Here is a 13002-nt window from a genome sequence, read left to right as displayed (position 1 = left end):
GACGGCCTGTTACATTTTCATTCTGGACATATCGGTCCGAAATGGTATATACTTTGTTCGGGAGGTGGCACAATATGGTACGCCCGCGTAACTTCGATGAAGACGATGTGTTGAGAAAAGCAATGACACTTTTTAGGAGCAAAGGGTATGAAGCTGCGTCCCTGAGTGATTTGCTGCAGGCAACAGGGCTAAGCAAAAGCAGTCTTTATGAGACGTTTGGCAGCAAGCACGATCTCTTTATCCGAGCATTTGAATTGTACCGGATTAAACGCATGGCTGGATTAATCGAATGCTTGAACGACGAGAATGTGTACCGGGGGATTGAAACCTCCTTTCATGCGCTGCTTGACGGTGAGGGCAGTCAACTGGGCTGCATGACTTCGAATGAAGCGATCGAATTGGCTCCCCATGACGAGCAGTTCCGAAAGATGGTCGAAAGCGATTTTGACGATGTCGAGCAGGCTTATCTGGATGCCATTGAAAGAGGGAAAAGCAATGGCTCCCTCCCTACTGATATCGAATCGTTAAAACTTGCCCGCTTCCTCACTGTTTCTTTGCAAGGAATTAACGTCATGGTGCGAGCGCAATCCAAACGGGAAAGAATCGAGGATTCGATTTCGGTGATTTTGGAAAAATTGAAATAACCGGAGCGAGTTGCTCACTTTCTTTTTTATCGTTATGGACCGATCGGTTCGTAACATAGGCTAAGCCTGTTATTTTTTTGTCTATTATGGACCAATAGGTCCTTAATAAGAATATATACAGAAATGAGGAATGAAATATGAATCAAAAGTATGAATCCCTTTTCAAATCGTTTACCCTGTCTTCAGGTGTGCAATTGAAAAACCGGGTGCTTATGGCTCCCATGAGCATGACGGCATCCGGGGCAAATGGAGAATTGACGGATGTAGAGTTAGCTTTTTATAAAGCACGCGCTCAGGGAGTTGGGGCTGTAGTGACCGGCGCACTGGTGTCGCCAAACGGGAAGCTGATTGAACACGGTATTGGTATCGATAACGATACGCTGCTGCCTGGATTGCAAAAGCTGACGGTTGCTATACGGGAAAATGGAGCCAAAGCGATTGTTCAGCTTTATCATGGCGGACGCTTGAGCAATCCGGCCCTAGTCCCGGGCGGTCATATACTGGGCGCAAGTCCTGTCGCGGTAGAACGTGAAGGTGCAGCCGTTCCAAAAGCAATGACCGACGCGGAAATTGAAACCGTGATTGAAGAGTACGCTCAGGCGACGCGCAGAGCGATTGAGGCCGGTTTTGACGGCGTTGAAATTCACGGTGCCAACGGATTCCTGATGCAGCAATTCTTCTCCCCCCGTTCCAACCGAAGAGAGGATAAATGGGGCGGAACGTTGGAGAAACGCATGACTTTGCCTCTGGAAGTTGTAAGACGTGTAAAAGAAACGGTTGCAGCACATGCCACGTCGCCATTTGCCGTCGGATATCGAATCTCACCCGAGGAAAACGAAACTCCTGGAATCACTATGACGGATACACTTCATTTCGTAGATGTGCTAGCTGAACAAACCCTGGACTACATTCATATTTCCGTAGATCGTTTCTGGGCTGGCCCGAGACGGGACGACAGCATTAAAAAATCAAGAATCGTCATGATACAGGAACGAGTGGGCGACCGCGTCCCCGTGATCGGCGTCGGCGGGTTGTTGACTCCGGATGATGTCGTTCAAGCCCTGGAAACCGGCGTTCCTTTAATCTCGCTTGGCCATGCGATGGTTATGAATCCGGAATGGGTTGCCTTGGTGCAAAGCGGCCGTGAACAGGAAATTAAAACGACGCTTTCCCGTTCCGCGCAAAAAGAGCTGATGATTCCGGATGTTTTTTGGGGAATGATCACCAATACACCGGGCTGGTTTCAAGTGGTGGATTAAATCCCTGACAAATAGCTGTCAGGGTCTCCTCTTTATAATAGAAGCATCTTGGAACGAAAGAGGAGCGAGTGTCATGTCTTGGCAAGAATACATCGTTATACGGGGAGCGAGAGAAAACAACTTAAAAAATGTGTCCCTGCAAATTCCGAAGCGGAAAATTACGGTTTTCACCGGGGTATCCGGCTCGGGAAAATCTTCGCTTGTGTTCGACACGATCGGAGCCGAAGCGCAGCGGTTGTTGAACGAAACGTATACAGCTTTTATCCGCAATCGTCTCCCCAAATTTAAACAGCCGGATACGGATGCGATTGAAAATCTGTCGCCCGCCATCGTTATCGATCAAAGACGGCTGGGCGGCAACTCACGGTCTACGGTGGGCACCATCACGGATATTTATTCGATTCTGAGGCTCCTGTATTCACGCGTAGGCATGCCGTTTGTCGGGTACTCCCATGTGTTTTCCTTTAACGACCCGGCCGGCATGTGCCCCGATTGTCAAGGCCTTGGCAAAAAGATGGAGCTGGATATCGGCAAAATTTTTGATAAGTCCAAGTCCCTGAATGAAGGGGCGATTTTGTTTCCCGTATTTGCGGTAGGATCATGGTATTTGAAAACGTACACCCTGTCCGGCCTCTTTGACAATGACAAGAAGCTGGCGGATTATTCGGAACAAGAATGGGACATGCTGCTGTACGGCAAAGGGAAGAAGATTAAGCTGCCGTCAAAGGGAGGCCCGATCCAGTCCGACTATGAGGGGGTTGTTCCCAAATTTCAACGCCTGTATATTCAAAGAGACAGTAATGAATTGTCCGAAAGCACCAAACACAAGGTGGAGCGCTTCATCACCCAAGTCGAATGTCCGACCTGCAAAGGGACGCGTCTTAGTCAAAAATCACTCAGCTGTACGATAAACGGCTATAATATCGCGGAATGCGTGGCGATGGAGCTTGGCGAGCTATTCGAAGTCGTAAGCAGGATAGACGATCCGGTGGCGGCGCCGATGGTGTCCAGCTTGACGGAGCGGCTGCAGCATCTCATCGATGTGGGACTGGAATACTTAAGTCTGAACCGCGAAACGACAACCTTGTCCGGAGGCGAATCCCAGCGAATCAAGATGGTAAGGCAGCTCTGCAACAGTCTGACCGATATGGTGTACATCTTCGATGAACCGAGCATCGGGTTGCACCCGAGAGACATTCGGCGTCTAAATCAGCTGCTGCGAAAATTATGCGATAAAGGCAACACGATCCTGGTCGTTGAGCATGATCCCGATGTGATCCGGATCGCGGATCATATTGTCGATGTCGGGCCCCGCGCAGGAACCGAGGGAGGACGGATCGTATTTGAAGGCACGGTCCGGCAGTTGTACAACTCCGCTACGCTTACGGGTCAGCACTTGAACCGGCCATGGCCTTTAAAAGAAACGGTGCGCGCGCCGAAAGGACACTTTCGTATCGAAGGAGCCACCTCACACAACCTAAAGGACGTAACCGTTAGCATTCCGCAGGGCGTGCTCACGGCGATCACTGGTGTCGCCGGGTCAGGAAAAAGCTCGCTCGTCCACCATGAATTCATAACCAGGTATCCCGAAGCCGCGGTCATTGATCAATCGGCCGTACACACGTCCATTCGTTCCAATCCTGCGACTTATACAGGAATCATGGACATGATTCGAAATTTGTTCGCCAAAGCCAACAGAAAAAGCGCCTCCCTTTTTAGCTTTAACTCCAAAGGCGCTTGTCCGGACTGTCAAGGGTTAGGGTTCATTTATACGGATCTAGCTTTCATGGAAGGCATCAAGACGGCATGCGAGACGTGCGAGGGACGAAGGTTTAGGGATGAGGTGCTTCACTATAAATGGAGAGAAAAATCGATTACTGACGTTCTGGACATGACGGTGTGGGGGGCGCTCGATTTTTTTGAACAGAGAGAAATCGTTCAGCCGCTGCAAGCCCTAAACGACGTCGGATTAGGTTATTTGACGCTGGGTCAACCTTTGAACACGCTTTCCGGCGGGGAATGCCAGCGCGTCAAGCTGGCGAATGAACTGCACAAAGAAGGCCATATCTATGTGATGGATGAACCGACGACGGGACTGCATATGGCGGATGTCGGGCAGCTGCTGGCGATCATGAACCGGCTTGTTGACCAAGGAAGTACGGTGATTGTCATCGAGCATCATTTGGATATCATCAGACAGGCGGACTGGATTATCGATCTTGGACCGGAAGGCGGGAGCAAAGGGGGGCGCGTTGTTTTTGAAGGAACGCCAAGGCAGTTGTTGAATGCGAAAGGTTCCACCACCGGCATGTATATCGGGCAATGAGGAATGCGGCAACTCATTATCTCGGAGAAAGGAGGAATACGATTGAAGCTGGATCGCTTGCTATCCATCACGATGGCGCTGCTTGGCAGCAGGAAGCGGCTGACGGCCGAGGATTTGGCGGAGCGGTTCGAAGTCTCATTAAGGACCGTATATCGCGATATCGAGACGCTTAGTCAGGCCGGCATCCCCATCATCTCCTATCCGGGACCCGACGGCGGATACGAGATTATGCCGAGCTATCGGCTGGATAAACAAATGTTGACGCTTGAGCAACTGTATTCCCTCTATTCCGCCGTGCGGGGCATTCAAACGGCTACGGACAATCCCGATTTGACCGGGCTGCTGGAGAAAATCGGAGCTCTCCTGCCCGAACACTCCGCACCTCCTACGGCTGCAAGGTTGGACTTTCAACATGCTTCGAAGCCGGATGAGAGAGAGAAGATCCGCTCGCTCGATCTTGCTGTCCGCGAGCTGCGTGTGGCCGAGTTCGATTACATGGATTTCCGCGGGGAGGAGACGACCCGGACCGTTGAACCGATGGGACTATACCTGATGCGCGGAGCCTGGTATCTATGGGGATTTTGCCGTTTTCGCTCAGCGCTTCGGGTTTTTCGCTTATCCCGCATGAATCATCTGAAAGTGCTCTCGGAGAAATTTGATCGCCGCCATTTGACGATAGAAGATGTGGATAAAGGACGTCAAAAGCCTCCGGGCGGAGTAGAAGCCTTGCTGCAATTTCAACCTTCTGCAAAGACAAAGGTACGGGATGAATTCGATCACGGCCGGATCATCCTGAATGCCGACGGGACGCTGCATGTATCGGCTTATTATTATACGGTGGAACAGGCCGTTCAGCACATTATTCGATTTGGCGTGCAAGCGAAAGTGCTGGGACCGCCGGAGTTGATTCAGGCGTTCCGCAGCCATGTGCTGAAAATTGCCGGTTTGTACCCGTGAGAAAGTACAGAGGAATTTCTCTGATTTTGTCGAATCTTTATCTTTATGATGAAAAGAAGAAAAATCGCGGCCATTGTCGGCTTGTTTTTACTCGCCTTAACCTTGGTTCGCCTCGCTTGGATTAACGTACAGACGACTTCGACCCAAGTCGAAGCCGAAGGGGGGCTTTTGGATCTGCGTGATTGGGACCCCTCTTCCAAACCGGTACTTTCTCTCGTCGGGCAATGGGAATTTTATCCGTCGCAGCTGGTGATGCCCGGTCCGGACGGTACGATTAAGCTGGAAAGCGGCATAGCCAAAACGGCAACGGTCCCCGGAAGCTGGCAGCGGGATTTTTCTCCGCCGCACAGATCGACTTTCGGATACGGGACGTACCGCCTGCGTGTTCTACTGCCGTCCGGAGACTTGCCGAAGTTGACCGTTCGCGTGCCGAGAGTTTCCGCATCCTCGTCTTTGTATGTGAACGGGCGGCTGCTGGGCGGATCCGGTCAGCCGGCGGACAGTGCATCATCCTACACGGCGGGCAATGTGCCGTATTCCGCCACGTTCGCCGCCGAGCAAGGCGTTCTGGATATCGTGCTGCAAGCGGCGAATTATGATGACCGCGTCATGGGCGGCCTGAACGAGCCGATCAGTTTCGGAACGGCCAAGGCAATGAGCCGTGCTTATTGGTTCTCCGCCGGATCGCAAGCGGCGATGTGCCTGCTGATGATCATGCATGCCATGTACGCTTTCGTTCTTTATTTTATCGGCGCCCGGCAGAGGCCGCTTCTGATTTTCTCCCTGCTGGCGCTTTTCGGGGCCGCCGCCATTGCTGTCGACCAGGACCGTATTCTGTCCGCCTGGTTTGGGGTCGATTACGAAACGACTTATAAGGTTTTCTATCTCTCCTACTTAGGTGTAGCGGCGCTGCTGTTGCAATATATTAGAAGCTTATTGCCGGAGTTCCCGATCCTTCGCCATTCCCGCTGGCACTTGGCCGCTTGCATTGTCTTCGGGGGGCTCGTTCTTGCGCTGCCGGCTAGGCTGTACACCTATGCCGACGGGCTGCATACCGTGCTGATGCTGGTTTCGTTCGTAACCGCCCCGATTTTCCTCTATCTGGCGGTACGGAAAGGCGTTCCCGATGCGATCTATTTGCTGCTCGGGATAGTAGCGATCGCGGGGAATGTAGTTTGGGGAATCGCGAGTTACTCGCTTTTTCTCGATATCGGCTATTATCCTTTCGATATGCTGGCTTTGTTTACCGCTTTTGCATTGTACTGGTTTAGGCAGTATTTCCGCAATGCCGCCGAGACGGCCAGGCTGGCGGAACGGTTGCAGGCCGCCGACAAGCTCAAGGACGAGTTTCTGGTCCAAACCTCGCATGAGCTGCGGAATCCGCTTCACGGCATTTTGAATATGGCCCAGACCGTGCTTGACAGCGGGGGGCGATCAGACGATGAGGCCAATCGGGAGCGCTTGAAACTGCTCGTTTCGGTGGGGAGGCGCATGTCCTTCCTTTTGAATGATCTGATCGATCTGACCCGGCTGCGGGAGAACCGGATCCGGCTGAATCCGGTCCCGCTCCGGCTGCAGGCGGAGGCCGCCGGCGTGCTGGACATGGTCCGGTTCATGACGGATGGAAAGCCGGTCAGGCTCGAGAACCGGATTCCGGATTCGCTGCCGCCGGTACTGGCGGATGAGAACCGGCTGGTGCAAATCATGTTCAACCTTCTGCATAATGCGGTTAAATTTACGAACGAGGGGCGAGTTGCGGTCGAAGCGGAGGCCGAAGGCGGCAGGGTGGTGATCCGCGTTTCGGATACCGGGATCGGTATGGACGGGGCGACGGTGAGCCGGATCTTCCAGCCTTACGAACAAGGCGCGGCACAGGCGGAGACGAATGCGGCGGGATTTGGGCTGGGGCTTACGATCACCAAGCGCCTGGTGGAGCTTCATGGCGGAGAGCTGACGGTCAGTTCGGCGCCGAACGCCGGTTCTGTGTTCCGGTTTACTTTGCCCATGGCGGAACCGGGTGAGGCCGGACCGGCGGCGAATGCGGCCGCCGCAAGCCGGCCGGTCGAAGACGCTGGGGTTCTTACCTTCGTCGAGACGGTCGCCGCTTCCGTGCCGGAGGAAGCTCCCGTGCGCGAAGACCGGCCCCGCATTCTCGCCGTCGACGACGATCCGGTGAATCTGCGCGTTCTGACCAATGCGCTGGCCCCGGATCAATATGAAATCGTGACGGCAACAAGCGGCTCCGAGGCATTGTCGCTGCTGAATGCGGGAGCGTGGGATTTGGTCGTCGCGGACGTGATGATGCCGGAAATGTCCGGCTACGAGGTCGCCCGGACCGTCCGTTCTCTTTTTTCCCATTCCGAGCTGCCGATTTTGCTGCTCACGGCCCGCTATCGAACGGAGGATATTGAAGCGGGCTTCCGCGCAGGGGCCAACGACTATATCGTTAAGCCTGTCGACTCCCACGAGCTGAGAGCGCGGGTAAAGGCGCTCACGAATGTCGCCCGGGCCGCGCGCGAGCAATCGCGCTTGGAGGCGGCGTGGCTGCAGGCGCAAATTCAGCCGCATTTTCTGTTTAATACGCTGAATTCTTTGGCCGCGCTTGTCGAAGTCGACATTGACCGCATGCGAAGCCTGCTGCTTGCATTTGGAGATTACCTGCGGGCCAGCTTCGACTTCGCCAACCTGGAACGCTTGGTTCCGCTGCGGAAGGAATTGGAGCTGGTGCGAGCTTATCTGTACATCGAGCAGGAGCGGTTCGGAGACCGCGTTCAGGTGGAGTGGGAGGCGGACGACCGTCTTGAGCTGCAAGTTCCTCCGCTTTCCGTTCAGCCCTTGGTGGAAAATGCCGTCCGGCACGGCGTGCTTAGCCGCACCCAGGGAGGTACGGTCCGGATTCGGGTGCTCGACTTGGGGGACCGTGCGGAAATATCCATTGAGGATGACGGCGTCGGCATAGATCAAGGCGCGCAGCAGAGGATTCTCCACCAGGGGGAGGAGCTCGTTGGAAAACCGGGCGTCGGTCTGGCCAACACCGATCGCCGTTTGAAGCAATTGTTCGGGAGAGGCCTGCAAATTCAGGGCTCTCCCGGACAGGGAACGGTCGTCTCCTTTACGGTCCCCAAAGAAAGCAAAAGGCATTAGATGAATTGGGGGCTTCTAAAGGTAAGACTTGATCGCGATCGAACAAGAAATGAAGAAGATTATTCAAGAGGACCTGCCGATCATCAGGCACGTCGTGAGCCGCCAGGATGCCATGAACATGTTCGAAGCGCTGGGGGGAACCGCTGAAATTGGAGCTGATTCGCGATTTGCCCGAGGACGCCGTCATCACAGTATACCGTCAGGGCGAGTTTGCTGATCTTTGCCGGGGACCGCTTTTCCTTCCACGGGCCGGATCAAAGCGTTCAAACTGATGTGCGCGAGAAAAATAATTGAAATAATTGAAAACTAAATATAATTAATATATAGTATGTTTAGAAAATACAAGATAGGATGGATTCCATGGCTTATTCCACGGCGTTGTCGCAGGCGGTTTCCATATTGCTTTATATTCACGGGATCTCGGAGGAGCCCTGCGCGAACTTTTTATCGACCAAGGTCATTTCCGAGCAATTGAACATTCCCATGCCGACCACGGTCAAAGTGATTCGGAACTTGAGCAATGCCAAGCTTACGGTGGCCAAGGAGGGGGCAAAAGGCGGTATTATGCTGGCCAAGCCTTTAACGGAAATCACTCTGCTGGACGTATTCTTGGCGGTGGAACCGGGCAAGCCTTTATTCAAGCTTCATACGGATGTGGCGGTGCAAGGCAAAGACGCCGAAGTCGCCGCAATCCAGCAAAAGCTGAGCGGCCGCCTTCAAGCGGCGGAACAGACGCTGCGGCAATCGCTCGCGGAAGTTAGATTAATTGATTTGATAAAGTAAAAACAAGGACGGCCAAGCGAAATGGAATTCCGTCCTTTTTTTGCCCATAAATAAATATAATTTATATATAGAATATTGAGAATATTTTAAATAGTTGAAAGGTAGAGTAATATGATGACTAAGATGACTTTGGAGACAAAGACGGCAGAAGCGGCGAATGGCGTTAAAATCCCTCAACTGGGCTTTGGGGTCTACAAAATTAATAAATACGCCGAGTTTGAAACGGCGATTGTCAAGGCGATCCGCACCGGTTACCGCCATTTCGATACGGCCAAAATCTACGGCAACGAAGAAGCGCTAGGAAGAGAGATTCAGAAGAGCGGAGTACCGCGTGAGCAATTTTTTATCACCTCCAAGGTCTGGAACACGGATTTAGGTTACAAAACGGGGAAGAAGGCGTTTGAGCAAAGCCTTAAAAAGCTGAACCTCGATTACCTCGATATGTACCTCATTCATTTTGAGGCACCGGGTTACCTGGAAATGTGGCGGGCGATGGAGGAGTTATACGCGGAAGGGAAAATCAAGGTGATCGGTGTGGCCAATTTTGAGATCGGGCATCTCGAGCATTTGCTGAGCCACGCGGAAATCCCGCCGATGATTAACCAGATTGAGACCCACCCGGAGTTTGCACAAAACGAACTGCACGAGTACATGCTGAAACACCGGATTTTGCACGAGGCCTGGGGGCCGCTTGGTCAAGGGAATAAAGCGTTACTGGAACATCCGGTCTTGCAACAAATCGCCGGCCGGCACCAAAAATCCGTGGCCCAGGTCACTTTGCGCTGGCATCTGCAGCGGGGAATCATCGTTATTCCAAAATCCTCCAATCCGCAAAGAATCCGCGAGAACAGCGAAATCTTCGACTTCGAACTCACCGGCGAAGACATGGAGAGGATTGCCGGGCTCGATACGGGAAAAAGATATGCGATCAGCCCGACCGGTTATATCATCCATCCATTATACAATAAGCTGTTGATCGGCAGATGAACATCCGTTGTCCAGACGCTTTGCACGATTATCCCGTTTGATCAGGTAGCAGAGAAGAAGATACATTCAGGAGAAGAAGAGATATTTGGGGGGAGTGGGTAGATTGGGAGTATAAGATATTTTCGATAGAAACATACATATTCAAGATCATTAGACAGATTTGTGAGAAGGAGGTTTAGGAGAAGGGAAGCAGACCTGACGGAGGGATGGGGGAAGAAAACGGGAAAAATGAAAAGACCGTGATCAGGCTACAACCGCAAGGGGCTGGTTCGGTTGGCGTGCGATCAGCCGGCGGTAAGGGATCGCCGGAATCGCCACACACATGCGTAGTAACTTCTGCCGCATTGTTTCTTCCGCTCCCGGCAGTCCTCCTTGCAGGCGCAGCCGGCGGCGTCCGGTGTATTCGTTCAGGTACGCCTGCAGATGCTTCAGTCCCAAGGCTCCATACGTACTCTTCAGCGATTCCCACGCCTCTCTCACCACTTTCCGCAAGGGAGCATACAGCCGAAAGGCCTGAGGGAACAACTGTACCGCCGATGTACGGACATCCACATGCCCGCCAATAAACGCGGTTAGATCGTGACGGTTTGCCCTCTTTTCGCCTCCCCGCTTATGCGGCACCAGGCGGATTTTGACCTGTTCCGGCTCGCCCGACTCCGTGACCGTGCATCCCGCTACGACCGCCGAGGCGTACGGATGCGAAAGCTGACACCGGGACGGATTACGCCCATACTGATCGCTGTTCACCTTCACGTCTCCGGAGAGCAGCTCCCGGGCATCGAACTCCCCCACGGCATGACGTATTTTGTGCAGCACTAACCAGGCGGTTTTGTAGGCGACACGGATCTCCTTGCGCAGCCGCAGCGCTGAGATGCCGCCCTCAAGCAGGAATAACTCCAGGGCCTGGAACCACTTCACCAAGGGGAGATGCGTTCCTTCAAAAATCGTGCCGACCAAAGGCGATGTTTGATGCTTGCATTTTCCGCACTCGAATAAAGGGATATGCCGGGAAGTCAGACGGCTGCACCGGGTGTGAGCGCAGCGCGGGCAGACAAAGCCGTTTGGCCACTTCATCGCGATCAGCGCCTCCATGCAGTCCTGCTCGCTGTTAAAACGGCTGCTGAATGGCTGAAGTTCCGTTCCCGCATTGGCTTCCATATCCGCTTACCTCCCGAATCAAGAATACACGAACATAAGTTCCATTTATTTCATTATACCAAACATAAGTTCTCTTATCAAGCCAAAAATCTCACCTGAACCGCCTCATTTTTTCCCCTCTTTTTTGTTCTCTCTTTTTTGGAACCCTTGCTCTACCCCCCACCCCCTGCTCCCTGCTCCTGAAAGAAGGGGATAATCGTGCAAAGGCAAGCAGCAGGCAGGGACACCAAGACACGAAGCCAAAAATATTATTATAAAAAGGTATAAAAGCACCTACCTTTATATTCTATTATATGTTAAATAATAGAATACGAACCATCAATTTCATGCGAAGGGAGATAGCTATTTCAAGTCGGTAAATCTATCACTTTTGAAAAAGAAAGGATGATTTGATGATGTCCACACAGCGAAAATGGTTGTTAGCTCTTCTGTCCGCAATGTTGACGGTCCCCCTGACCGGAACCGCCACGGCCTTGGCCGAGACGCCGCAGAGTTCTGCGATAACGCAAAGCGAAGAGTCTATCCAAGCCTCATTGTCCGACATGCCTGCATCATTGAGACCTTCCATTGAATGGGTCTACAAGAACCGCATGTTGAAGGAAAATTCCGTAGGCCGTAAAAATTTGATTTTTGACCAAATCTTTGCCGGTAAGGGAACGATCAATTATGTGGTGCGCTGGCAGTCGGCCAAAAATTTGGCGCTACAGCAGCGGCAGGATATCGAAAGGATGCTGGGACGCCAGTTGAATAACTGGACAAAACATCTTAAGGGGTATGACGGATGGCCTTATGGTGATATCCCGGTTAAAGTGGTGGGCTGGGCTGTTGCCAATCCCGCGCAAATTCTTAACAAGCAACCAAATGAAATCGTTTACACGCAAACGATTGTGGATGAGCTTAGCAAAACTGACCCACGCATTCCGGCGGCCCTCCCCGTTGCTCCCAGCGCGTTGTCCCGGTTCGATCACTTTACCGACCCGAATTATGCATATCCCGGAGGATTGGACAAGCGGTTTGACATGTATTTGTGGGGTACGACTAATTTTGGCGGCGGCGCCGGAGGCGATTGGGGACAGCGCATGTCGGACGATTATATTTTGAGCACGGTCAACAACAACGAGATTCAGATTACAGAGCATGAGATCGGCCACGGTTTCGGCATGCCGGACTTCTATGGAGAGAATGATCGTCCGCAGGGAGGGTTCCCGGTGCCGACGATTATGTGGGCGGGCAACTCGGCGAAGATCACGGATTGGGATGTATGGCTGCTTCGCTATACCTGGAGCCAGCTCAAGCAGGATTCGCAGCGGTTCCGCTTGTAAAGAAGTGAATCATAACGCCGATCATTAAGGCAAAGGCTGGTCCATCATGACAAGTGGGCCGGCCTGTTTTTTTGCTGGGCTATCCTGCCGGGCATCGTCATCTGGAGATTGTACAGTTCGGAAGCGAAAGCGTAGTTTCGTTAAAGAAGACCGGTAAATCGGGCGGAGTGGAATTCCGTCCGTTTTTTTGCTATCCAGAATATCTAATTTTGTCTATTCTTTGTCGAGATTTTGTCGAGTTTGTAGTGATATGTTGGAAATACGCACTGTGTGGGATTGGCACATTCTTCCACATATACAGTGTGTAATAGCAAAGATGCTCGAAGGAGGGGAGACGACTAAGCATTGATCAGCGTCCCGCACACCCGCGGCCCTTATTCGGTCATCTGAAAGGGCATAGGTTTCGACGACGCGAAAGGGGT

9 protein-coding genes and 1 pseudogene are annotated in these 13002 nt (G+C 52.5%); 9 read left to right on the top strand and 1 reads right to left on the bottom strand.

Features of this window, described 5'->3' with window-relative positions; all coding sequences use genetic code 11:
* Positions 1–74: 74 nt before the first annotated feature.
* The 8 genes and pseudogenes from DYE26_RS07205 (at position 75) to DYE26_RS07170 (ending at position 10100) form a co-directional block, all read left to right on the top strand.
* Positions 75–644, top strand: a complete 570-nt coding sequence (locus tag DYE26_RS07205; protein ID WP_036623226.1) for a TetR/AcrR family transcriptional regulator — start codon at positions 75–77, stop codon at positions 642–644.
* A 137-nt stretch (positions 645–781) separates the two neighbouring features.
* Positions 782–1903 (top strand): NADH-dependent flavin oxidoreductase, encoded by a 1122-nt coding sequence (locus DYE26_RS07200; protein WP_036623224.1) that lies wholly within the window; start codon positions 782–784, stop codon positions 1901–1903.
* 73 nt (positions 1904–1976) lie between these two features.
* Entirely contained in the window at positions 1977–4229 is a 2253-nt protein-coding gene (locus DYE26_RS07195) for an ATP-binding cassette domain-containing protein (protein WP_036623222.1), read from the top strand.
* A 42-nt stretch (positions 4230–4271) separates the two neighbouring features.
* On the top strand, positions 4272–5186 hold the full coding sequence (locus DYE26_RS07190) for a helix-turn-helix transcriptional regulator (RefSeq protein ID WP_036623221.1): 915 nt from the start codon (positions 4272–4274) through the stop codon (positions 5184–5186).
* A 45-nt stretch (positions 5187–5231) separates the two neighbouring features.
* Entirely contained in the window at positions 5232–8330 is a 3099-nt protein-coding gene (locus tag DYE26_RS07185; RefSeq protein WP_240534137.1) for a hybrid sensor histidine kinase/response regulator, read from the top strand.
* Between the two features lie 25 nt (positions 8331–8355).
* Positions 8356–8604, top strand: a pseudogene (locus DYE26_RS34060) (threonine--tRNA ligase); the annotation flags it as partial.
* A gap of 86 nt (positions 8605–8690) precedes the next feature.
* Positions 8691–9113 (top strand): RrF2 family transcriptional regulator, encoded by a 423-nt coding sequence (locus DYE26_RS07175; protein ID WP_036623219.1) that lies wholly within the window; start codon positions 8691–8693, stop codon positions 9111–9113.
* Positions 9114–9236: 123 nt separating this feature from the next.
* On the top strand, positions 9237–10100 hold the full coding sequence (locus DYE26_RS07170; RefSeq protein ID WP_036628215.1) for an aldo/keto reductase: 864 nt from the start codon (positions 9237–9239) through the stop codon (positions 10098–10100).
* A 243-nt stretch (positions 10101–10343) separates the two neighbouring features.
* On the opposite strand, the gene DYE26_RS07165 is transcribed toward DYE26_RS07170, so the two are convergent.
* Positions 10344–11258 (bottom strand): transposase, encoded by a 915-nt coding sequence (locus DYE26_RS07165; RefSeq protein WP_115311191.1) that lies wholly within the window; start codon positions 11256–11258, stop codon positions 10344–10346.
* Between the two features lie 395 nt (positions 11259–11653).
* On the opposite strand from DYE26_RS07165, the gene DYE26_RS07160 reads away from it, so the two are divergent.
* The gene (locus tag DYE26_RS07160; protein ID WP_036623216.1) at positions 11654–12580 is read left to right on the top strand and encodes a dockerin; all 927 of its coding nucleotides are present in this window, start codon (positions 11654–11656) and stop codon (positions 12578–12580) included.
* Positions 12581–13002: the final 422 nt, after the last annotated feature.

The sequence above is a fragment of the Paenibacillus macerans genome, from assembly GCF_900454495.1.
GTDB classification, from domain to species: Bacteria; Bacillota; Bacilli; order Paenibacillales; family Paenibacillaceae; genus Fontibacillus; species Fontibacillus macerans.
This window is presented reverse-complemented; position numbering and strand designations above follow the sequence as displayed.

Bases quoted from the DNA above. Each gene is read 5' to 3' on its own strand.
- DYE26_RS07205 (WP_036623226.1), top strand. From the start codon at position 75: ATGGTACGCCCGCGTAACTTCGATGAAGACGATGTGTTGAGAAAAGCA.
- DYE26_RS07200 (WP_036623224.1), top strand. From the start codon at position 782: ATGAATCAAAAGTATGAATCCCTTTTCAAATCGTTTACCCTGTCTTCA.
- DYE26_RS07195 (WP_036623222.1), top strand. From the start codon at position 1,977: ATGTCTTGGCAAGAATACATCGTTATACGGGGAGCGAGAGAAAACAAC.
- DYE26_RS07185 (WP_240534137.1), top strand. From the start codon at position 5,232: ATGATGAAAAGAAGAAAAATCGCGGCCATTGTCGGCTTGTTTTTACTC.
- DYE26_RS07175 (WP_036623219.1), top strand. From the start codon at position 8,691: ATGGCTTATTCCACGGCGTTGTCGCAGGCGGTTTCCATATTGCTTTAT.
- DYE26_RS07170 (WP_036628215.1), top strand. From the start codon at position 9,237: ATGACTTTGGAGACAAAGACGGCAGAAGCGGCGAATGGCGTTAAAATC.
- DYE26_RS07165 (WP_115311191.1), bottom strand. From the start codon at position 11,258: ATGGAAGCCAATGCGGGAACGGAACTTCAGCCATTCAGCAGCCGTTTT.
- DYE26_RS07160 (WP_036623216.1), top strand. From the start codon at position 11,654: ATGTCCACACAGCGAAAATGGTTGTTAGCTCTTCTGTCCGCAATGTTG.